Below are 22,841 nucleotides of genomic sequence, written 5' to 3'. Positions count from 1 at the left end.
ATAAAAATCTATGTACAGAAGTCACAATTGTGGTGAGTTAAGAGCATCACACAGCAATACAGAAGTTACACTTTCCGGATGGGTTCAAGGTGTTCGCGATAAAGGGTTTATGATATACATAGATCTTCGCGATCGTTATGGTATTACACAGTTATATTTTGATGAAGAACGCACACCAAAAGCCATTATGGAAAAGGCTTCAAAATTGGGACGCGAATTTGTTATTCAAGTTAAAGGAAACGTTACAGAACGTGCTTCAAAAAACCCTAATATTCCAACAGGTGATATTGAAGTTGTCGTTTCAGAATTAACAATTTTAAACAGCTCGTTAGTACCACCTTTTACTATCGAAGATAAAACAGATGGTGGAGACGATTTACGTATGAAATATCGTTACATCGATATTCGTCGTAATCCAGTAAAAAACAGCTTAATTTTTAGATCAAAAGTTACGCAAGCTGTAAGAAACTATTTGTCTAACGATGGATTTATTGAAGTTGAAACACCTTACTTAATCAAATCTACTCCAGAAGGAGCCAGAGATTTTGTAGTGCCTTCTCGTATGAATGAAGGTCAGTTTTATGCCTTACCACAATCACCTCAAACCTTCAAGCAATTATTGATGGTTGGTGGCATGGATAAATATTTTCAGATTGTAAAGTGTTTTAGAGACGAAGATTTACGTGCAGACAGACAACCAGAATTCACACAAATAGATTGTGAAATGGCGTTTGTAGAACAAGAAGATATTCTTAATGTTTTTGAAGGCTTAACACGTCATTTACTGAAAGAAGTTAATGGTGTTGAGATTGAAAAATTCCCAAGAATGCTTTATGATGATGCCATGCGTTTGTACGGAAACGACAAACCAGACATTAGATTCGGAATGGAATTTGGTGAACTTAATGCCGTCACACAACACAAAGAATTCGGTGTTTTTAATAACGCTGAGTTAGTGGTTGGTATTGCAGTTCCTGGTGGAAACAGTTATACTAGAAAAGAAATAGACAAATTAATTGATTGGGTAAAGCGTCCGCAAGTTGGTGCTTTAGGCATGATTTATTCGCGTTGTAATGACGATGGCACTTTTAAATCGTCTGTAGATAAGTTTTACGATCAAGACGATTTAGCAAAATGGGCAGAAGTTACTGGAGCAAAACCTGGTGATTTAGTTTGTGTACTATCTGGAGAAACCAACAAAGTAAGAGCACAATTAAGTGCTTTACGTATGGAATTAGCAACACGATTGGGCTTAAGAGACCCAAAAGTATTTGCACCATTATGGGTTATTGATTTCCCATTATTAGAATTAGATGAGGAAACAGGTCATTATCATGCAATGCACCATCCATTCACCTCTCCAAAACCAGGACAGTTAGAATTGTTAGATACCAATCCTGGAGACGTAAAAGCCAATGCATACGATTTAGTATTAAATGGAAACGAAATTGGAGGTGGTTCTATTAGAATACATGATAAAGCAACACAAGCCATAATGTTGAAACATTTAGGATTCACTGATGAAGAAGCTAGAGCTCAATTCGGCTTCTTAATGGATGCTTTTGAATATGGCGCACCACCACACGGCGGATTAGCTTTTGGTTTAGACCGATTGGTAGCTATTTTGGGAGGCCAAGAAACCATTAGAGATTTTATTGCGTTTCCTAAAAACAATTCAGGTCGTGATGTTATGATTGATGCACCTGCACCAATTGATGATGAGCAACTAAAAGAGTTGAGTTTAAAACTGAATTTAAAATCATAAAATATTAAATCCTGCTTCTTGCAGGATTTTTTATAGATTAATTTTATGCAAAGTAAACGTCCTATATTTAAAAGATTATTGATATGGCGAGCTAAGCACATCTCACATAAGCAATTTGTATATCTATTAAGTATTTTAATTGGGTTTACATCTGGTATTGGTGCTGTTGTTCTTAAAAATTTAACGCATTATATTCAACTTTTATTAGAGGGTAGATTAGTTCAGTATTACCACCAAGCATTTTACTTTTTGTTTCCTATAATTGGATTGACTCTTGCGTATTTAATCATAAAATATGTGGTTAGAGAAAAGGTTAGCCATGGTATTCCTTCAACATTACACGCTATTTCTAAACGTAAAGGCATCATAAAACGCTATCAAATGTTTGGCTCTATTCTTACAGCTCCGATAACGGTAGGTTTTGGAGGTTCAGTAGGATTAGAAGGACCTGCTGTTGCAACAGGAGCTGCAATTGGCTCCAACATTGCTCGGCTTTTTAGGATGAACCAAAAAACGAAAACCTTGCTAATTTGTTGCGCAGCGGCAGGAGCATTATCTTCCATTTTTAAAGCACCAATTGCCGCGATCATTTTTGCAATTGAAGTCTTTAGCTTAGACTTAACAATTGCCTCTATGCTGCCTTTATTGTTAGCATCCCTTTCTGCAATTATTACATCCTATTTTTTTTCTGGAAATGATGTGTTATTGCCTTTTAGGATTGAAGATAAATTTATGATTTCTGATGTCCCATTTTATGCGTTTTTAGGAGTCTGTGCTGCTTTTATATCTATTTATTTTACAGAAGTCTACCAGAGAATTCAAAAACGTTTTGACCAACTAAACTCTCCAGTTAAAAAACTTCTGGTTGGTGGTATTGCAATTGGCATCCTAATTTATTTTATTCCACCGCTTTATGGTGAAGGCTTTGATGTTATGAATAGCCTTATTGTTGGGAATCCTGAAAAAGCACTAGTTAATAATTTTCTAAATTTAGATGTGTCGAATATATGGATTGTTATTGCTCTTTTAGCTGGACTCGTATTTTTCAAAATAATTGCTAGTGCTTTAACTTTTGGAGCAGGAGGTGTTGGTGGAATTTTTGGACCTACCCTTTTTATGGGAAGTATTATGGGTAATTGCATTGCTAAAATCATTAACAATTGTGGCTTATTTAGTACACCTGTTTCCGAAAGTAATTTTACGCTTGTTGGTATGGCAGGTTTATTAGCAGGAGTTTTACATGCTCCATTAACAGCTATCTTTTTAATTGCTGAACTTACAGGTGGTTATGATTTATTTATACCATTAATGATTACTGCTGCAATCGCATTTAGTATTACAAAACTCTATGTTCCACATTCTGTTTACACTATGGAATTAGCTCGTAAGGGTGAATTAATTACACACGATAAAGATCAAGCTGTTTTAATTTTAATGGATACAAAAAAAGTTATTGAAACTAATTTCATCCATGTAACCACAAATATGACATTAGGAGACATCATAAAAAAAGCGGTTATTAAATCTAATCGAAATATTTTTCCGGTTATAGACGAAGAAGACAATACTTTAAAAGGCGTTATTTTATTGGATGATATTAGACCAATTATGTTTGATCAAAAATTATACGATGACATATTTGCGATTGAAGTGATGCAAAAACCACCTGCAATCATTGACATTGAAAAAGATAATATGACTGTAATTATGAAAAAGTTTCAAGATAGTAGTGCTTGGAATTTACCTGTAGTAAGAAACGGTATCTATATTGGTTTTATTTCAAAATCAAAATTATTAACGGCTTACCGACAAGAATTAATTAATTTTACATCATAACCTTATATAATAAACAAGATTTTGCACCCTGAAAAGACACGGGCTAAACAGGTTTTTTTTTTAAAAATATGCCAACAAAAAACATTATCAGACAATTACTTCTCTTGCGATATAAATATATATCGCAAAAAAACTTTGTTTATTTATTAAGTGTTGCTGTTGGATTATTAACTGGTATTGCTGCTGTAACGTTAAAGAACTTTACCTATACAATTCAATCTATTTTAGAAAAAGGCATTGTTTTTTCTCATAACCAACTTTATTTTGTTTTACCTGTAATTGGCTTATTCTTGGTATTTGTTTTAACTAGGTATATGTTTAAAAAAGGAATGACTCCATCTATTCCGCCTTTTATAAAACGTGCCATACCTTCACTACTTTATTCTTTATTAAGGCAAAAAGGACTTTTATCTTATAAACTGATCTATCATCCGTTAATATTAGCACCATTAACTGTTGGTTTTGGTGGATCTGTTGGATTATTGGGCCCTGCAATAACCTCTGGTTCTTCATTAAGCTCCAATTTAAGTCGGATTTTACATGTCGATAAAAAAACACGCACATTACTTATTGCTTGTGCAACTGCAGCTGCTGTGGCTTCTATGTTTAAATCACCCATTGCAGCCATCGTTTTAGCTGTTGAAGTTTTTAGTTTAGACCTTACCTTTGCGTCTTTATTACCACTATTAATTGCTTCTATATCATCCGTTTTAACCTCATATTTCTTTTTAGGTGATGAATTGCTTTTTAATTTTAACCTTACTGAGAAATTTAACCCAAGAGACACAGCCTTCTACATGATATTAGGGTTAGGAACTGGTATTGCATCCATATATTTTACAAAAATGTATTTTGCTATCTATGGGTTTTTCGACCGATTTAAAACGCGGTTCATTAAACTTTTAGTTGGAGGTATCGCTATTGGTATCATGCTGTATTTTATTCCGCCTTTATATGGTGAAGGTTTAAGTTTTACCAAAGATTTATTTGAAGGAAACTATCTACATGCCCTAGGGTCTAATCCTTTTGATAAATACACCGATAATATTTGGGTGGTTATTTTGTTACTTATAGGTTTTACCATATTTAAAGCCATTGCAATGACCACAACTTTTGCAGCTGGTGGAGTTGGTGGAGTTATTGTACCAACTATGGTAATGGGAAGTGCACTAGGAAATGTTGTGGCCAAAATAATAAATAATATAGGTCTTGGACATCAGGTGTCAGAGGCTAATTTTACATTAATTGGAATGGCAGGATTAATTGCGGGAGTTATACATGCTCCGTTAACTGCGATATTTTTAATTGCCGAAATTACAGGAGGTTATATTCTGTTTTTACCATTAATGATAACCGTAGCGATTTCATATATGATTACTAAGAATTATATGGAACACACCATTTATACCAAAGAATTAGCAGAACGTGGAGATTTATTAACTCATGATAAAGATCAAAGTGTACTAACTATGATGCATTTGGATACGGTTATTGAAAACGATTTTATTCCGCTGCACCCAGAAATGTCTTTAGGGGACATGCTAAAACAAGGAGTCTCTAAATCGAGTCGGAATTTGTTTCCCGTTGTGGATGGTTATCATCGTTTAGTTGGAATTATTCTTCTAGACGACATTAGAACTATAATGTTTGATCAATCGCTATACGAATCTACTTCTGTTGAAACTTTTATGCACAATCCGCCAGATTTTATCTATTATGAAAAAGACACGATGAAAGTGGTGATGAAAAAGTTTCAAGATAGTGAAGCTTGGAATTTACCTGTTATAAAAAATGGTTGTTATTACGGATTTGTTTCAAAATCGAAATTATTAACCGCATATCGTACCGAATTAATTAATTTTACATCCTAATCAATTTCGAGTTTAAATAAATTCACTCAAAATGAAACCTATAAAAATCATTACTTTTATTGCCTTTTTAGCTTCAATTATTAGTATCGCATGTGGCCTAATTTTAGATTTAGAGTATTCTGAAAAACTAATAGGTTTCGGAGTTGTAGGTTTATTCTTAGTTGTTTTTCCATTGTTTTCTTACTACAGATGGAAAGACAAGGATGTTAAAGACTATATGCTTACAAAAGAAAATCTAGACAAAATGCGTAAAAATCAGAGCGACTCAAAGCAATAGGCTATTGATTAACATTCTAATAATAAAGGATTAAATCAAAAAAAAACAATTTCTTAACCTTAGGCTATAATTTTCTTTTATCTTTGTACTTTAATTTTTATTTATATTATAATGACTGGAACAGTTAAATTTTTTAATGATTCAAAAGGATTTGGATTTATTACCAACGAAGAAACAGGAAAAGACATCTTTGTACATGTATCAAACCTTAATGGCGTAGAATTACGCGAAGGTGACAATGTAGAGTACGATGAAGAAGAAGGAAGAAAAGGATTAGTAGCTGCAAACGTGCAGGTATTATAAGTATATATCTTACAAGTTTCAACGCTCAACCTATGGTTGGGCGTTTTTTTTGCTCAATTTTAAAGCTGCTCCTTATTTAAAAATTATTGGTAAATCTCTCTTTTCAATTTTTGTAATATAATACGGCTGCGTCATTACGCTAGTGGCATTACCAGATGGACTTGCAAACGTCACATTAACAACAGTGTTTGTAGATGTTGAAGTCACATCCACGTTGATACTATGACCTCCACTACCCTTTACAGCATTAAAAATGGCAATAATTGTATAGTTTGAAAAGTCAATTTTGGTTTCTGTAAAACGATCTGAAACCGTATTAACAGAATTCATTTGCGCTATTAAATTATCCCAATCACTTTGGTTATCTATAACCCTATTTTCCTTGGTAAACCCTTCCGAACCTGCACCATGAAGGTTACCCTTGGCAATTAAAACCGATTCTGTATTATCCATTTTTGAATTTTTTTGGTCAACTTTATTGCATTTACAACCCACAACAAATACAAATGCGAATAGGATTAAGACTTGTGTTTTCATAACAATTTCCGATTTTAATTATAACATTTAATTCAAATTACGCTTTTCAATAAAAAAGCGTTTCATTAGTGCTGAAGCTTCCTCAGCTAAAATTCCACCAACCACTTCCGTTTTAGGGTGTAATTGCGTTCCCATGGTTTTAAAACCTCGCTGTGCATCTGAAGCTCCAAAAACTATTTTAGAAATCTGACTCCAATACAAAGCTCCTGCACACATTTGGCAAGGCTCTAGAGTGACATATAATGTACATTTAGTCAAATATTTTCCACCTAAAAAATTTGCCGCTGATGTAATGGCTTGCATTTCTGCATGTGCTGTAACATCGTTTAATAGTTCTGTAAGATTGTGTGTCCTAGCTATGATTCTATTGTCTACTACAATAACTGCTCCAACAGGAATTTCTCCCTTTTCAAAAGCAATTTCGGCTTCTTGAAGGGCTTTTTTCATAAAATAGGTATCGTCGAATGGATTTATCATAAATAGTTTAAAATCTACTAGTTCTTAATTACTTTTTCGTTGTAGCTAAAATTGTCACCTTTGATTTTTAATATATATAATCCTGACTGCAATTGACTCGTATTTATAGTAATAGTGTTGAACAATTCTTTTCGTATGTCTAACACTACTCTACCATTAAGATCAACTAAAGTAATTGCAACATCTCCAAAATTCTTACGTGTTGAAATTGATAATTCTGTTTGTGTAGGGTTTGGAAAAACATTTAAGCTATCTTTAGAAAATTCATCAACACTTAAACTAGAACAATTGGCCAATGATGGGTCACTACTTGACGGCAATGAAAAATCCTCTACTTGATCTATTCTAGAGTCTGAATCTCCTTGTTGAGCACCAAAACCTAATCCACGAGCAGCAAACACCTCCCAAATCATACACTGATCTACTCCACCTGTTGTAGCTATATCAGCTGCTAAGATGGCATCTCTAGCTTCTACAAAACCAGGACTACATGGCTGTAACTTTAACCCATCAATTACCAATTTCATAACTCTATTGTTACCACCATTTCCGTTATACAAATCTGAATCAAAACCATATTTATCTATATATGCCCAAGTTAAGTCCCATAATACAGTTGCCCAGACAAAACCTATTCCGTGTGGTTGAGATAGCGTATTTGTAGCATCATATGTAAAACCATTCTCAGCAAAATCAGTAGTATAACGTGCTGGACGTATACCACCACCATTAACAGACTGGCTTACTGCAAATGTCCCTATTCCTCTGGCATCATCAGAAACATCTGTTGACTTCATAGTTACCATAAGTCCAAACCAATCAGACCAACCTTCTCCCATTTGTTCTTCATTAAAAAGACAGTTTGCTGCACTTGGACCTCCTGCTAATCGATTAGAAATACCGTGACCATATTCATGTGCTATAATTCCATTATCAAAATCGCTATCAATAAAATCTGTAATATCTGGTCCTAATAAACTCGCAGTAATATTTTCTCCATTAATAAGTGCAGTAATAAGTGATTCGCCAATCGCTTGTGGAAGCATTAGTGAAGGTATAGACACAAATTCTCCTTGATCTCCTGGCCCCATAACAATAGCAGCACCAGGCTCATTATTAACTACAATCGCAGCAATTGCGCCTGCATTTTCTGCGGCTAAAACTTTTACACCGAACGGACATGTTCCACGTCTTATAACCGCAATATTACCATTGAGTGTTGCCGAATTAGTAATTACTTCACAAGCATCATATATATCGTCAGCTCCATCGGTTGCTAAGATTACACTAGATGTCACAGGTACTACAGAAAAAAACTCTCCAAAACCTGCTCCGACACCTTCATATGTTCCTTCTAAACTTCCATCATCAATTACAACCCTTGGACTAACGCTAACTCCAGGAGGAGACCATAAGAACATTTGCATTTTGGGATTAAAACCATCACGCGGTGTTCCAAAATTAGCATTGTTAAAACTACTACCATCTTGCGCATCTGCGAAAACAGAATCATCCCCAACCCCAAAATTAGTGTAATTAGTAGATTGAAAATTTCCGGAACCTTCATCAAAACCATGCTGGTACCAAATATCGTGCATCATATTATTGACATAAAATAAATTTGTGATTGCAGCATCTTGATTATCTAATGGAGACAAATTAAAATCTAATGGAAAGTCAAAGTCCAGTGTCGCTGTTCCGTTTGGAGATACGCCAGATGCAGAGTTATCACCTCTAACATCATCTCTAGCCCAAACGTTATTGCCTCTAGTTATTGTATAATCAGCACCTAAAATGCCATTATCATCATGCCAACCAAATGGTGATGCCTCTGAACTAGCAGGCTCATTAACTATCTGTCTTGAGCCATGATTTGGACTCTCTAAAGGAAGTGCAAAAACATTATAATTAGAACCATCAACTAAAAACGAATTTGGAGATGTAACTAAATTATTAAAATCTAACTGACTTTGGTGATCAGAATGCTGATGGTTATTTTCAAACGTACATGTTAAAATTAAATCATTCTTCTCTATGATCTCATTGTTTAGAGCATTCACTCTAACACTCCACCAATGTTTGCTATCTTTTCCATAGATAGTAAAGTCCCATGCAAGCATTAAAATATCTTCCTGTTGTACGTAAACCAATTCAACCAAAATATCTTCTGTTGAAATACCAGCATCAGAGAATACATAATTGTTTCCATCATGCTCTAATTGCTGTATGTTTTGCAGATTGCCTAATTCTAATTGTGTTGCAGCTTTCTGAATTGCTGAAACAGGTGAGAAAGTAGGTGTATTAGAATTAACTTTATTGGAAATAGAGTTTAAAAATCTATTCGCATAATAAAAAACTTTACCGTCTTTAACTGCTACGCTAGAAATAGCATTGAAAATTCTAATACCTTCAAACGTTTGGTTAACATAAACTTGAGTTATATCTGTACTTTTAGAATAATGTGTATTGTTTACAACCAATCGTTCTAAATCTTGTTTTGCAAATTTAAAATCTGATTTTTTATCTTCTAAATAATTGATTATTAATGCTCCATGTTCTAAGGACTTAAGATCATTTTGGCCTAATAGGCTAGAAGTTGCTACTACACTTAAGAGTAAAAACAGAAATAAGCTATTGTTTTTCATAGTAATTAGGTGATAATTAACACTAAGTCTAGAAAATCAATATAGACTTGTAATTTCCTTTTTCTCAAAAGTAAGGAATCATTAAGGATATTAAAAACCCAACTCATCCTCACTCAAAAATTCGGCAAGAAATTTGATGCACGTATACAAAGCTGTTAGTTATGAAATCATACTATTCTATTTCAATTCCAAAACCATGCCATAAAGATTGGTCGCAAATGACTCCAAATGAAAAAGGTCGGTTTTGCCAATCTTGCTCAAAGTCTGTGATTGATTTCACTACAATGCCTCAACACGAAATTCAAGAGTATTTAGCGGCAAATGAGGGTAAAAAACTTTGTGGTCGTTTTAAAATATCGCAATTAGAGCACATTCGAATTAAAATCCCACAACAAACCATACAACAACAAACGAGTTTTCATAAGGTATTTCTTTTGGCTTTATTGATTGCAATGGGAACTACACTTTTAAGTTGTTCTGACCAAAACGGAAATAGCAAAAAAATAAATGCTGTCGAAATTGTAGATACCGTAAAAGCAGACACCACTCACATACCAGAAACAGAAACGCCTAAAACAGATATTGATTCTATAACTACCTTAAAGCCACCTAAAAAGCCAGATCTGATTAAAAAAATTCAAGCTCCAACACCTATAGTACAAGCTCCAACACCTATAGTAACAGGACTTATGGTTGAGATTATGGGAGATATTGAACCTCCTCAATTAAAAAATGATGAACCTATAGACTTTATTAATATTGATACTGCACCTGAGTTTTTAGACACACCAAACACCATCTCTACATCCGAAAAGAAAGCTTATTTTTCAAAACGAATAACACAATTTGTTACTGATAATTATGACTTAGGTCAAGGTGATTTGGGACTTAAAGGGAAACAACGAATTTTAACGCAATTTACTATTGATAAAAACGGTCTTATTTCAAATATTAAAATTAGAGGACCTCATTTGCAACTAGAGGAAGAGGCTAGGCGTGTTTTAAAATTGTTACCTAAGTTTAAGCCCGGAGAACAGTATAGTGGAAAAGTTTCGGTGGCTTACAATTTACCTATTACCATTTTAATTGAAGACTAATAAAATCTCGTATTTTTACGACGTGAAAAATGAGTTTTTAAAACATATTAATCTTCCAGAGGATTTACGTCAACTAAAACCAGAAGAATTACCGCAACTTGCCCAAGAATTGCGCAGCTTTATTATCAATATCGTTGCAACAAAAGAAGGGCATTTAGGGGCAAGTCTTGGCGTGGTAGAGTTAACTATTGCATTACATTATGTTTTTAACACTCCAGAAGATCAACTTATTTGGGATGTTGGTCACCAAGCTTATGGCCATAAAATACTAACAGGTCGTAAAGATATATTTGATTCCAATAGACAACTTAAGGGCATTAGTGGTTTTCCTAAACGCAGTGAAAGTCATTATGACGCCTTTGGAGTAGGACATTCATCGACCTCTATTTCTGCAGCTTTGGGTATGGCAATTGCATCGCAACTCAAAGGTGATAACAAACACCATATTGCTGTAATTGGTGATGCTTCTATAGCAAGCGGAATGGCCTTTGAAGGTTTAAACCATGCTGGTGTAACTAATGCTAATTTATTGGTCATTCTCAATGATAATGCCATAGGAATTGATCCAAGTGTTGGAGCCTTAAAACAATATTTAACCAACGTAAAAAAAGGCACAGAAAAACAAGACAATATTTTTGAAGCTCTAAATTTTAATTATTCAGGACCAATTGATGGTCATGATTTACCGTTATTACTGTCCGAATTAAAACGATTAAAAACGGTAAAAGGTCCAAAATTTTTACACATTATTACCACCAAAGGGAAAGGTTTAAAACAAGCTGAATTAGACCAGGTAAAATACCATGCACCTGGAAAATTTGATGCTAAAACAGGTGAATTACCATTAAAATCTAAAGAAAAAATCCCACCTAAATTTCAAGATGTATTTGGCGAAACCATCGTAGAATTAGCTTTAAAAAATGATACTATTATAGGCATTACTCCTGCCATGCCTACTGGAAGTTCATTAAAATATATGATGGAAACGATTCCAAATCGTGCTTTTGATGTTGGCATAGCAGAGCAGCATGCCGTAACACTGGCAGCAGGAATGGCAACACAAGGCCTTATTCCTTTTTGTAATATATATTCCACATTTCTACAACGAGCTTACGACCAAGTGATACACGATGTCGCTTTACAAAATTTACCTGTGATTTTTTGTTTGGATAGAGCAGGTTTAGTTGGAGAAGATGGAGCAACGCACCATGGTGTTTTTGATATTGCATACCTTAATTGTGTTCCTAATTTGGTGATTTTTGTACCAAGTAATGCCATTGCGCTTCGGAACATAATGTATACAGCCCAATTGGGCATTGATTTCCCATTGGCCATTCGTTACCCAAGAGGTCGTGGCCAACTATTAGATTGGAAAATGCCTTTTGAAACCATCGACATTGGAAAAGGACTTTGTATAAAACAAGGTACTGACATCGCTATACTTTCAATTGGAACACTCCTAAAAAACGTTGCCGATGCCATTGATTTATTAGACCAAAAAGAAGCTGTTGGTTATTATGATATGCAGTTTGTAAAACCTTTAGATGAGGTATTACTGCACGACATCTTTTCGACATACAAAGCTATTATAACTATTGAAGATGGCACTGTAGTAGGCGGATTTGCATCAGCTATCTTAGCATTTGCAAATGCCAACAATTACAAACAGTCCATAACAACTTTAGGTATCGAAGATAAGTTTATTGAGCATGGAACAGTAAACCAATTACAGCACTTACAACACTTAGATTCGTTTTCTATAAAAAAAAGTATTGAGGACTTACTCTTCGTCCTCAAGGATGGCTAAATCGGTTTGGTTTTTACGTTGATCAACCTGAACATTATCGTAAACGGTCTGCTGTTCGTATGGGTTTGTAATATCATCTAACAACAACAGGCATGTCACTACGACCATGAAAATGACTAAGCCGCCAAGTATATTATTTTTCATAAGTAGGTTTTTTACTGAGGGCTGATTATGAAGTAAATAAATAAAATATTCGGCTAAAAAACAAATTTATTCGACGAAATGCATATGTTATAAAATCTGACCGCGTAATTTTTTATGCAATAGCATCGCATTGGTATCTGACAATTTTGAAATATAAAGACAAACTGCTAACAGGTTTTGATATAACGAATCATTACCAAGTTTTACAGTTTCAGGCAAACTATTAAGCAACAATTTATCATAACTAGACATGTTACCTTCAAAATAGTTGTATGCCAGTTTACCATAGGATTTTAATAGCTGATTAAGAATCTCGTAACCTGCAATTTCCTTATTTAATACGTCTTTAGAGCGGTAAACATTCTTAACGCTTATATCAATAATATCTTTTATCTGTGCTTTATACTGACTCACCTCTAACAAAGCTGTTTCAAATTCACCAGCTAAAATAGCTTCTTCATGCTGCATAAATAGAGACGCAGCTTCATTTATTAATCGTCCTATCGCTAAGGCTCGTAAATAACTCACACGATCCTCAGTGGTTTTTAAGGCGTGGTAATTTTCTGTTTTTATACTGCCTCTCACCAAATTAATTAAATATTCTAAAGCATATTCTTCTTCAATCAATCCTAGGTTAATACCATCTTCAAAATCTATTATGGTATAACAAATGTCATCTGCAGCTTCAACTAAAAATGCTAAAGGGTGTCTTTCATAGCTTTGGTAAGCATCACTTCGTTTTATTAACCCTAATTCGGTAGCAACATCTTCAAACATCTGTTTTTCACTTTGAAAAAACCCATATTTTTTATCTACAACATGTTTCGAAGGTTTTTTGGGTAAGGATTCTTTTGGATATTTCGTAAAGGCTCCCAAAGTGGCATAACTCAATCTTAAACCTCCTTCTCTACCAGCTCTGCTTTCCGTTAAAATTTTAAAGCCGTTGGCATTGCCTTCAAAATCACATAAATCTTGGTATTCTGATTTGGTTAAGTACGTTTTAAATTCGGCACCATTGCCTTCTTTAAAATAAGCGCCAATAGCTTTTTCACCTGAATGTCCGAATGGTGGATTCCCAATATCATGAGCCAAAGCAGCAGCAGCAACAATAGCTCCAAAATCATTCATTCTATATCCATGAACATTTTCTAGATGTGGATGTTTTTTCAATAAGAGTTCACCTACTTTTCTTCCTAACGACCGACCAACAACGCTTACTTCTAAACTATGGGTTAAGCGTGTATGTACAAAATCGGTTTTAGATAAAGGCACCACTTGTGTTTTATCTTGAAGCCCTCTAAATTCTGAAGAAAATATAATACGGTCATAATCGACCTCAAAGCCCAATCGGGTTTCATCTTGTTCTTTTCGTAATCTTTTATTGGTGTCCCCAAATCGCTTTAAGGAGAGTAATTGTTCCCAGTTCATAGTTCTACTATTAGAAGATGCAAGATATATAAATTGCTATACAATTGATTATATAAAGTTTAGTTAGATATTAGAATTTTTCAATGTTATGTTATTGTTTCCTAAAAATAAATTGGGTTAATACTAAGCTAACAGTAAACTAACCTTTTCATTACAAACCTTTAATTTTAAGATAACCTGTCAAGAAGCAAATCATAGTTTCTTTGCAGCATAACATTTAATGAAAAAAACAAAATGAAAACAATTAAAAATTTACTTTTCTTACTTGCATTTTCTTTAGTTGCATTTAATTGCAGCAGCGATGATGATAATACTACTGATGATGGCGGTGGGGATGAAAACGAAAACATCGTAAAAACAGGTATTTTAACTGCAAACGAAACATGGACTTCTGACAACATTTACGAATTAGACGGAAAAGTTGTTGTAAATGAAGGTGTAACTTTAACAATTGAGCCAGGTACTATTATTAAAGGTGGTCAAGGTTTAGAATCATTAGCTTCTGCTTTAGTTGTAGATCAAGGTGGTAAAATAATCGCAAACGGAACAGCAAGCGCTCCAATTATAATGACTTCAGTTTTAGATAACATTGAAGTTGGACAAGCTGCAGGAACAAACTTAGATCAAAATGATACTGGATTATGGGGTGGTTTAATCATCTTAGGTCGTGCTCCTATCTCTGTAAGTGGTGATGTTGGTACTGCGCAAATTGAAGGTATCGCTGCAAATGAGCCTTACGGACAATATGGTGGTGACATCGCTGATGACAACTCTGGTTCTTATAAATATATTTCTGTGAGACATGGTGGAATTACTATCGGTTCTGACAATGAAATCAACGGCATCACTATGGGTGGTGTTGGTACTGGTACTGTAATGGAAAACCTTGAGGTAGTTGCTAACGCAGATGATGGTTTTGAATGGTTTGGTGGTACTGTAAATGGTAAAAACTTTATTACTTGGGCTCATGGTGATGATGGACTAGATGCTGACCAAGCTTGGTCTGGTACGATGGATAATGCTTTAGTGATTCAAACTAGCGAATCTGGTAGTGCGTTAGAATTAGATGGCCCTGAAGGAACCTCTACTAATGGTTACACTATGACAAATATTACTTTAATCGGTGATGCTGCAAATGAACATTTTACAGATTGTAGAGATGGTTTAATTGCCAACTTAAATAACGTATTAGCTTATGGCTTTGGTGAAAATACCACATTACGCTTTAAAGATGAAGATTCTGTTACTGAATTAGCTGCAGATGCATTAACATTTTCTGACTGGGAAATTGTTTTACCTGCTGGTGTTGCACTTGCTGACATCGTAGAAGGTGCAGAAGGAAACGATGCTAAATTCACAGATAACGTAACAACTATTGAAAGTGCATCTACTGCAACTGTTGGTGCAAATACATCTGTATTCGGTTGGACTTATACAGCATCTCAAAGTGCATTCTAAATTAATAAATAAAATATAATTATTTAAATGTCCGGAAATTACTTTTCGGGCATTTTTCTAGTTTTTAAAATAAACTAACAAATGCTTAAATCAGCAACTCTATTTTTAGCGCTTTTATTTTCCTTTTCATTTTTATCAGCACAACAAACTGGAACTGTCACAGGAAAATTACTCGATGGCGAATTTAATGACGTTCTTCCTTTTGCTAATGTTGTAGTTCAAAATACGTCAACGGGAACCACCACCGATTTTGATGGTGAATACTTATTAGAATTAGAAGAAGGCACCTATACCATTGTCTATTCCTTTGTTGGCTATGAAACTAAAGCCATCACAGATGTCATTATTGAAGCTAATAATGTTACCGAAGTCAATGTAACTTTAAACCCTTCGTCTTCTGCCTTAAGCGAAGTCGTAATTACAACCTCTACTAGACGAAACACAGAAGAATCTGTATTAAACATGCAACGTAACTCAACTGTATTACTAGATGGGCTTTCCATTGAAAGCATAAAAAAAGCAGGTGCTGGTGATATTGCTTCCGCGATAAAAAGCGTCCCAGGTGTGTCTGTACAAGGCGGAAAGTATGTATATGTAAGAGGTTTAGGTGATCGTTACACCAAATCTATTTTAAACCATATGGATATTCCTGGTCTTGACCCCGACAAGAACACCATTCAAATGGATGTTTTTCCTACGAATATTTTAGAAAACATTATAGTCATAAAATCAGGGTCAGCTGATTTACCTGCAGATTTCACAGGTGGTGTTGTTGATATTATTACTAAAGATTTCCCCTCTAAAAAAACCATGAGTTTTTCTGTCTCTGGAAGCTACAATCCAGATATGACATTTAACTCTAATTATTTAAGTTACGAAGGTAGTGGTACGGATTTCCTAGGTTTTGACGATGGTTCTAGAGCATTACCAATTTCATCTACAGCAACAATTCCAAATCCGGCTTCAGCAAATAATTCGAGCTTAGAAAGTATTACCCGTTCATTTAACAACACTTTAGCCACAGAACGTAATACAAGCTTACCAAACTTAAGTTTAGGATTTAATTACGGAAACCAATTTAAAGTAGGTGATAATCGTTTAGGTGTAATTGCCTCTATAAATTATAAAAACGAAACTAAATTTTATGAAGGTTTTGAAAATGGGGTGTATCAAAAAGATGAAGATCGTGATGTTAATGAATTAAGATTTGATAGACGACAAAGAGGTGATTTAGGAGAAAATAATGTCTTATTAAGTGGTCTTGCAGGATTGTCTTATAAAACAGATAACTCAAAATACAACTTTAATGTATTACACCTACAAAGTGGAGAAAGCAGAGCGGCCTTATTTGATCAAGTGACTGAAATTTCTAATGCAATTACAGTTGCTAAAGACAACTTAGAGTATACGCAACGTTCCTTAACTAATTTTTTAATTGGTGGTCAACACAATAGTGTGGATAGCGACTTTATAACAGAATGGAAATTATCACCAAGTTTTAGCCGTGTTTACGATAAAGATGTACGATTAACGACGTTTATTTTAAACTCAGATGGCTCTACTAATATTAGTTCTGATGCTGGTTTCCCTCAACGTTTATGGAGAGATTTAGAAGAAGTGAATCTCACAGGAAAATTAGACTTTACAAAAAAATACAATCTATTTAATAACCAAGCCGCTTTAAAGTTTGGTGCTTTAGCGAGCTATAAACAAAGAGATTATGGTATTTATAAATATGAAGTTGCTTTTAGAGATATCAGCACCTCTAGCTTTAATGGGGATGCAGATGCGATTTTAGACCCGAGTAATATTTGGACGCCTGAAACTAATTCTGGTTCGTACATTCGTGGTAATTTTGAGCCCGCTAACACCTACGACGCTTCTCAAAATACAGCCGCAGCTTATGTATCAAATGAATTTAAAATAATAGACAAGTTAAAAACTATCGTTGGTTTGCGTGCAGAGTACTTCACCACATTATTTACTGGTCAGAACAATTCTGGTTCTGAGATGTATGATAATGAACAAACCATTGAAGAACTCGATTTATTTCCTTCGGCTAACTTTATCTACGAAGTTAATGACCAGTCAAATATGCGTTTATCTTATTTCCGTACCGTTGCTAGACCTAGCTTTAAAGAATTATCTGTGGTACAGATTCCAGATTTATTAACAGGTCTTATCTTTTTAGGTAATATTGATTTACAGCCCTCTTATATCAATAACTTTGATTTACGCTATGAGTTTTTTGGAGAAAAAGCACAAATGTTTGCTGTTAGTGGATTTTACAAACGATTTAAAGACCCTATTGAATTAGTGGCCTATTCATTTGTAGCACCAAACCAATTTACACCTAGAAACTCACCGGAAGCACAAGTTTATGGTATTGAATTTGAAGGGCGTAAAAACTTTGGCTTCATCTCTGAAAGTTTAACTGATTTAAGCTTTAATGTAAATGTATCAGTAATTAAATCTGAAATTGAAATGGCAAAAGGTGAAGGTCAAGAATACGAATCGAGACAACAATTTGCTAGAGACGGAGAAACAATAGATGACACTCGTGAGTTACAAGGACAATCACCATATTTGGTAAATGTAGGCCTTAACTATAACAATACAGACTCTGGTTTTGAAACCGGATTGTTTTATAACGTACAAGGTAAAACTTTAGAGGTTGTAGGATTTGGTAAAAACCCAGATGTGTATACACAGCCTTTTAATAGTTTAAACTTTAATCTATCTAAAAGCTTTGGTGAAGATAACCGCTCAAAGATTAGCTTAAAGATAGATAACATACTTAACGATGACCGTTTAAGCCAATATGAATCTTATGGAGATATCAGCGCTGACTTTTCATCAAGAAATCCAGGAACTACTTTTAGCCTTGGTTATAGTATGAATCTGTAGATATCCTAATATTTTAGTATAAACAAAAAGAGGTCGTCTAAATGGACGACCTCTTTTTATTAAAACTTATAAGTCTAATTATTAGAAACTAACGCTCTATCATTAGACCACTCAACAACACTTACAATAGCATTGTTTTTATAATCTACTTCTTTTAAAGAATCACCTTCCCAAAAGAACCATTTACCAACTTTTTTTCCTGCGTTATACGTTGCAGAAGCTGTTTTATTTCCTTCAAAATCATAACTCGTCCATTCGCCTTGTAATTTACCATCGGCATTAAAAGTACCTTTTTGTGCTACTTCACCGTTATCATGATAATAGGTCGCTATAGTTACATCACCTTTCTTCTCTAATTTTGGTTGATTTTTATCTTGAGCGTAAGTAAACCCTACACACAATAGTACTAATATCATTGCTATCTTTTTCATATCTATTTGGGTTTTAATTTGTATTTGCCTTACGAATATAACATATAATTTACATTTAAACAACATTTACATAACATTTAGATAACATTAGAAATATATTTAACTGTTTTCTAACCCTTTACATATTTCAAAATAGTTAACATAGAAAAACCAGTCCGTACCATTTAAAATTAAGCCACTCATTTTCAGTTTAAATAAGGAGGCTTTAATGGTGTTAAAACTTTAGTGCATTTAGCGTTAATACATTTACACATTTTAATGCATTACCGTAAAAATTGTCTGAACTCATTTTCTACCTACTGCAACGTCCTCAGTTTAATAATAACATTAAGGTAACATTCACCTAAAAGCATATAAAGATATTTGCACGTTTCTTTTTAATTAAGAATTTATGGATAATATTTATTTATTAATGATCATTGCTTTAGTCATTTTAGCCGTTGCTGATTTGGTTGTAGGTGTAAGTAATGATGCAGTTAATTTCTTAAACTCAGCTATTGGGTCTAAGGCTATTTCCTTTAAAACAGTGGTAATCATCGCAAGTGTCGGTGTTGCTATTGGAGCTATTTTTTCTAGTGGAATGATGGAGGTCGCCCGAAAAGGGATATTCAATCCTGGGGAGTTTATGTTTAATGAAATCATGATTATTTTCATGGCAGTAATGATTACAGATATTTTACTCCTAGACTTTTTTAATACTATTGGATTACCGACTTCTACTACAGTTTCAATCGTTTTTGAGTTATTAGGAGCATCAGTCGCTATATCATTGATAAAAATTGGTCATGATGGTGGTGGTTTTTTTGAAATTACAAAATACATTAATACCTCTGAGGCCACTAAAATCATTTTAGGAATATTGCTCTCAGTCGTCGTTGCTTTCACTATAGGTGCTATTGTTCAATGGTTTTCAAGGCTTTTACTTTCATATAATTTTGAAGAAAAAGCGATTTGGGTTGGTGCCATTTTTGGTGGTATAGCATTAACAGCTTTAACCTATTTTATTTTTATAAAAGGTTTAAAAGGGACATCTTATGCAAGTACTAACTATGACCTTTTTGGTGGATTAACCATGAAGGAGTTCTTAGAAAACAATGTCTTATCTATATTGGCTGCAAGTTCGGTAATCTGGTCAGCACTATCTTATGTTTTAATTTTATTTTTTAAGATTAATATTTATAAATTAATAATTATCGTAGGAACCTTTGCTTTAGCATTAGCCTTTGCAGGAAATGATTTAGTGAATTTTATTGGTGTCCCAATGGCAGCCTATAACGCTTTTGAGTTGTGGGTAGCTTCAGGACTATCGGCAGATCAATTCCCAATGGGAGTTCTTGCAGAAAAGGTACCAGCAAACAACTGGTTATTATTTGCAGCAGGAATGATAATGGTATTAACCTTATGGTTTTCTAGTAAGGCTAAATCGGTTGTAAAAACATCACTCGATCTCTCTAGCCAAGGAGAAACAGAAGAACGATTTCAACCTAATTTTTTATCACGTTCTTTTGTAAGAAGTGCTATGGCAATGTCTCAAATGTCTGCTTATATCTTACCAGACTCTTGGCAACAAAAGATAGATAAGCAATTTGAAGAGCCAACTGCTCCTAAGCATGTTAAAACTGAAGATTTACCCGCTTTTGATATGGTTAGAGCAGCCGTAAACTTAATGGTTGCAGCAGTCTTAATTTCAATTGCAACGTCTGAAAAACTACCATTATCTACAACGTATGTTACGTTTATGGTAGCCATGGGTACCTCTTTAGCCGATAGAGCTTGGGGAGCAGAAAGTGCTGTTTATAGAGTTGCTGGAGTTATCAACGTTATTGGAGGATGGTTTTTTACAGCTTTTAGTGCCTTTTCTGCGGCAGCATTAGTTGCTTATTTATTGAACCTTAACTTAGAGGTTATGTTCCCAATTTTGTTACTTGTAGCTATTGGTTTATTAATACGAAGCTCTATTGTTCATAACAGAAAATCTAAAGCAACCATCGCTGAAGATAGCTTAACAAAAACAGGAAGCAGATCAGTACAAGGTGTAATTATAGAAAGTGCAGGAAACATTTCGAATGTTGTAAAACGTGGAAATAGAATTTACACTAATGCTATTGAAGGCTTAGCAAAACAAGATCTGTCTTTACTTAAAAAGAACAAAAAGCAAGTCAATAAACTCTCTAACGAGGTTGATATTCTAAGAGATAATATCTTCTATTTTATTAAAAATCTAGATGAAACCAGCTTACGTGCTAGTAGTTTCTACATTAATATTTTAGGTTATTTACAGGATATGACACAATCTTTAGAGTACATCTCTAAAACAAGTCATAAGCATATTCATAACAATCATAAGAAGCTTAAATTTAGCCAGATTAAGGAATTAAAAGAAATTGATCAAACGCTCGAAGAGTTATTCAATAATACAAAAGCAGCTTTCGATTCCCATTCTTTTGAACAAATAGGAACTATAATTGAGCAAAAGAAAGAATTATTTGATTTGGTAACCGATAAAATTAATAAACAAGTTTCAAGGACGAGGACTGAAGAGTCTAGCCCAAAGAACACAACTTTATATTTTAGTTTATTACTAGAAACAAAAGATTTACTAACGGCAGTGATGAATCTGTTAGAAGAATATTACAACTCTCATGATAGTTCAGTAGAGCCTGCAACGATCCAAACGACAGAAGAAGAGTCGTAAATCTTTTTAAACATTATAAAAAAAGCTTCAAGTCTAAATTCGATTTGAAGCTTTTTTTGTGTAGAAAAACGAACTAAGAACAACCAATCAACGTCATCAATTTTAATAAGTTAGACTACAACCTTAAGTATTTGTCATCATAATTCGAAGCCAAATACATCGCAATAAATTCTCAAAAATGTTAAATAATTTTGACGTTCAACATCCAAAGTCGACCTTTAATCGTATATATAACTTTAAAACTATAATAACCAAAAATTATAAAATGAAGAAAATTTCAATCCTATTAGTAACCGCTGTCGTATTAAGTTCATGTGTATCTAAGAAAAAATACGTTGCGTTAGAGCAACAACACGGTGAAACCGTAAGTGAGCTTACGAAGACAAGAGTAGAAAAAGAAGATTTAGAAAATAAGTTCGCAGCAATTGAAGCGCGTGTTAGCCAATACAATGCTAAAATTCAATCTTTAAATGAAGATGTTGAAGGCTTAACAATTGATAACAAAGCAAAATTTCAAGTTTCTGAAGATGGTACAGTAGCCTCTGGGGAAAGTAAAGAAAAAATGCGCGCAACGCTTCAAAACGTAGATCCAGAAAAATTAGCAGGTGCAAAAACGTTAAAAGATTCTATGAACTTAGCGATACAGCACAACCTTAGCAAAGCTATGGACACTAGCGATCTAGATGAAGACGACGATATTGTTGTAGACATCAACGAAACTGTAGTGATGATTTCTATAGATGATGATATGTTATTTAACACAGCAAGTTACAGAGTTGGGAACAAAGCTGATAAAATCTTAAAGAAATTAGCTGACGTTATTAACTCAGAGCCAAGCTTAGATGTTATGGTAGAAGGCCATACAGATTCTAGAAGTATTAACACAGATAAAATTGCAGATAACTGGGATTTAAGTGTATTACGTGCAACCTCTGTAGTGAGAAAATTACAAAAACAATTTAATGTGGCACCAGAACAATTAATTGCATCTGGACGTAGTAGCTACCAACCTTTAGTTGAAAACGATTCTAGAGATAATCGTGCTAAAAACCGTAGAACACGTATTATTTTAATGCCAAACATTGATAAGTTCTTTGCTCTTATGGAGGAAAAATAATTCCATTAACCTATTTATGGGTACATTTAAAAAAGCATCCTCCCGA

17 protein-coding genes are annotated in these 22,841 nt (G+C 34.1%); 11 read left to right on the top strand and 6 right to left on the bottom strand.

The annotated features are described in order from the left end of the window. Positions 1-10 precede the first annotated feature (10 nt). The 5 genes from aspS to K1X16_RS13195 all read left to right on the top strand — a co-directional run bounded on the left by aspS (position 11) and on the right by K1X16_RS13195 (position 6,052). Positions 11-1,765, top strand: a complete 1,755-nt coding sequence (gene aspS, locus K1X16_RS13215) for an aspartate--tRNA ligase (RefSeq protein WP_225036735.1) — start codon at positions 11-13, stop codon at positions 1,763-1,765. Between the two features lie 45 nt (positions 1,766-1,810). Beyond that, positions 1,811-3,601 (top strand): chloride channel protein, encoded by a 1,791-nt coding sequence (locus K1X16_RS13210; RefSeq protein ID WP_225036734.1) that lies wholly within the window; start codon positions 1,811-1,813, stop codon positions 3,599-3,601. Between the two features lie 68 nt (positions 3,602-3,669). Then, on the top strand, positions 3,670-5,472 hold the full coding sequence (locus K1X16_RS13205) for a chloride channel protein (RefSeq protein WP_225036733.1): 1,803 nt from the start codon (positions 3,670-3,672) through the stop codon (positions 5,470-5,472). 31 nt (positions 5,473-5,503) lie between these two features. Beyond that, entirely contained in the window at positions 5,504-5,749 is a 246-nt protein-coding gene (locus K1X16_RS13200; RefSeq protein ID WP_225036732.1) for a hypothetical protein, read from the top strand. Between the two features lie 111 nt (positions 5,750-5,860). Further along, a complete protein-coding gene (locus K1X16_RS13195; protein ID WP_092446448.1) occupies positions 5,861-6,052 on the top strand; it encodes a cold-shock protein in 192 nt (63 codons plus the stop codon). A 72-nt stretch (positions 6,053-6,124) separates the two neighbouring features. Here K1X16_RS13195 and K1X16_RS13190 read toward each other — a convergent pair whose 3' ends face one another. The 3 genes from K1X16_RS13190 to K1X16_RS13180 are packed head-to-tail and all read right to left on the bottom strand — an operon-like array spanning position 6,125 to position 9,711. Beyond that, positions 6,125-6,589, bottom strand: coding sequence for a protease complex subunit PrcB family protein (locus K1X16_RS13190; protein ID WP_195871111.1), 465 nt, complete (start codon positions 6,587-6,589; stop codon positions 6,125-6,127). A 27-nt stretch (positions 6,590-6,616) separates the two neighbouring features. Continuing rightward, on the bottom strand, positions 6,617-7,066 hold the full coding sequence (locus K1X16_RS13185) for a nucleoside deaminase (protein WP_195871110.1): 450 nt from the start codon (positions 7,064-7,066) through the stop codon (positions 6,617-6,619). Positions 7,067-7,083: 17 nt separating this feature from the next. Next, on the bottom strand, positions 7,084-9,711 hold the full coding sequence (locus K1X16_RS13180; RefSeq protein WP_225036731.1) for a T9SS-dependent M36 family metallopeptidase: 2,628 nt from the start codon (positions 9,709-9,711) through the stop codon (positions 7,084-7,086). Between the two features lie 161 nt (positions 9,712-9,872). Between K1X16_RS13180 and K1X16_RS13175 the strand changes: the two genes are divergently transcribed. Beyond that, positions 9,873-10,808, top strand: coding sequence for an energy transducer TonB (locus K1X16_RS13175; RefSeq protein ID WP_225036730.1), 936 nt, complete (start codon positions 9,873-9,875; stop codon positions 10,806-10,808). A gap of 22 nt (positions 10,809-10,830) precedes the next feature. Beyond that, the gene (locus K1X16_RS13170) at positions 10,831-12,615 is read left to right on the top strand and encodes a 1-deoxy-D-xylulose-5-phosphate synthase (protein WP_225036815.1); all 1,785 of its coding nucleotides are present in this window, start codon (positions 10,831-10,833) and stop codon (positions 12,613-12,615) included. Here K1X16_RS13170 and K1X16_RS13165 read toward each other — a convergent pair. Then, positions 12,589-12,759 carry a hypothetical protein gene (locus K1X16_RS13165; RefSeq protein WP_195871107.1) on the bottom strand — a complete coding sequence of 57 codons (171 nt, stop codon included), beginning with the start codon at positions 12,757-12,759 and terminating at the stop codon, positions 12,589-12,591. The two genes, K1X16_RS13170 and K1X16_RS13165, sit on opposite strands and share 27 nt — an antisense overlap. Positions 12,760-12,846: 87 nt before the next feature. Then, positions 12,847-14,187: a deoxyguanosinetriphosphate triphosphohydrolase gene (locus K1X16_RS13160; RefSeq protein ID WP_195871106.1), complete on the bottom strand. Its 1,341-nt coding sequence runs from the start codon at positions 14,185-14,187 to the stop codon at positions 12,847-12,849. Positions 14,188-14,421: 234 nt separating this feature from the next. On the opposite strand from K1X16_RS13160, the gene K1X16_RS13155 reads away from it, so the two are divergent. Together K1X16_RS13155 and K1X16_RS13150 are read left to right on the top strand one after the other, a co-directional pair. After that, complete coding sequence (locus tag K1X16_RS13155; protein ID WP_225036729.1) at positions 14,422-15,645, top strand: hypothetical protein; 1,224 nt, start codon at positions 14,422-14,424, stop codon at positions 15,643-15,645. A gap of 81 nt (positions 15,646-15,726) precedes the next feature. Then, positions 15,727-18,552 (top strand): TonB-dependent receptor, encoded by a 2,826-nt coding sequence (locus tag K1X16_RS13150; RefSeq protein ID WP_225036728.1) that lies wholly within the window; start codon positions 15,727-15,729, stop codon positions 18,550-18,552. A 74-nt stretch (positions 18,553-18,626) separates the two neighbouring features. Here K1X16_RS13150 and K1X16_RS13145 read toward each other — a convergent pair whose 3' ends face one another. After that, positions 18,627-18,983 carry a toxin-antitoxin system YwqK family antitoxin gene (locus K1X16_RS13145; RefSeq protein WP_225036727.1) on the bottom strand — a complete coding sequence of 119 codons (357 nt, stop codon included), beginning with the start codon at positions 18,981-18,983 and terminating at the stop codon, positions 18,627-18,629. A gap of 391 nt (positions 18,984-19,374) precedes the next feature. Between K1X16_RS13145 and K1X16_RS13140 the strand changes: the two genes are divergently transcribed. Both K1X16_RS13140 and K1X16_RS13135 read left to right on the top strand, forming a co-directional pair. Beyond that, positions 19,375-21,678: an inorganic phosphate transporter gene (locus K1X16_RS13140; protein ID WP_195871102.1), complete on the top strand. Its 2,304-nt coding sequence runs from the start codon at positions 19,375-19,377 to the stop codon at positions 21,676-21,678. Between the two features lie 265 nt (positions 21,679-21,943). After that, positions 21,944-22,795 carry a flagellar motor protein MotB gene (locus tag K1X16_RS13135; RefSeq protein WP_195871101.1) on the top strand — a complete coding sequence of 284 codons (852 nt, stop codon included), beginning with the start codon at positions 21,944-21,946 and terminating at the stop codon, positions 22,793-22,795. Positions 22,796-22,841 lie beyond the last annotated feature (46 nt).

It is taken from the genome of Winogradskyella sp. SM1960 (assembly GCF_020179375.1).
Lineage (GTDB): Bacteria > Bacteroidota > Bacteroidia > Flavobacteriales > Flavobacteriaceae > Winogradskyella > Winogradskyella marina.
This window is presented reverse-complemented; position numbering and strand designations above follow the sequence as displayed.

Excerpts from the sequence above, each read along its gene's own strand:
- K1X16_RS13155 (WP_225036729.1), top strand. The coding sequence starts at position 14,422 with ATGAAAACAATTAAAAATTTACTTTTCTTACTTGCATTTTCTTTAGTT.
- K1X16_RS13140 (WP_195871102.1), top strand. The coding sequence starts at position 19,375 with ATGGATAATATTTATTTATTAATGATCATTGCTTTAGTCATTTTAGCC.
- K1X16_RS13135 (WP_195871101.1), top strand. The coding sequence starts at position 21,944 with ATGAAGAAAATTTCAATCCTATTAGTAACCGCTGTCGTATTAAGTTCA.
- K1X16_RS13145 (WP_225036727.1), bottom strand. The coding sequence starts at position 18,983 with ATGAAAAAGATAGCAATGATATTAGTACTATTGTGTGTAGGGTTTACT.
- K1X16_RS13160 (WP_195871106.1), bottom strand. The coding sequence starts at position 14,187 with ATGAACTGGGAACAATTACTCTCCTTAAAGCGATTTGGGGACACCAAT.
- K1X16_RS13175 (WP_225036730.1), top strand. The coding sequence starts at position 9,873 with ATGAAATCATACTATTCTATTTCAATTCCAAAACCATGCCATAAAGAT.
- K1X16_RS13210 (WP_225036734.1), top strand. The coding sequence starts at position 1,811 with ATGCAAAGTAAACGTCCTATATTTAAAAGATTATTGATATGGCGAGCT.
- K1X16_RS13190 (WP_195871111.1), bottom strand. The coding sequence starts at position 6,589 with ATGAAAACACAAGTCTTAATCCTATTCGCATTTGTATTTGTTGTGGGT.
- aspS (WP_225036735.1), top strand. The coding sequence starts at position 11 with ATGTACAGAAGTCACAATTGTGGTGAGTTAAGAGCATCACACAGCAAT.
- K1X16_RS13195 (WP_092446448.1), top strand. The coding sequence starts at position 5,861 with ATGACTGGAACAGTTAAATTTTTTAATGATTCAAAAGGATTTGGATTT.
- K1X16_RS13185 (WP_195871110.1), bottom strand. The coding sequence starts at position 7,066 with ATGATAAATCCATTCGACGATACCTATTTTATGAAAAAAGCCCTTCAA.
- K1X16_RS13180 (WP_225036731.1), bottom strand. The coding sequence starts at position 9,711 with ATGAAAAACAATAGCTTATTTCTGTTTTTACTCTTAAGTGTAGTAGCA.
- K1X16_RS13165 (WP_195871107.1), bottom strand. The coding sequence starts at position 12,759 with ATGAAAAATAATATACTTGGCGGCTTAGTCATTTTCATGGTCGTAGTG.
- K1X16_RS13200 (WP_225036732.1), top strand. The coding sequence starts at position 5,504 with ATGAAACCTATAAAAATCATTACTTTTATTGCCTTTTTAGCTTCAATT.
- K1X16_RS13150 (WP_225036728.1), top strand. The coding sequence starts at position 15,727 with ATGCTTAAATCAGCAACTCTATTTTTAGCGCTTTTATTTTCCTTTTCA.
- K1X16_RS13205 (WP_225036733.1), top strand. The coding sequence starts at position 3,670 with ATGCCAACAAAAAACATTATCAGACAATTACTTCTCTTGCGATATAAA.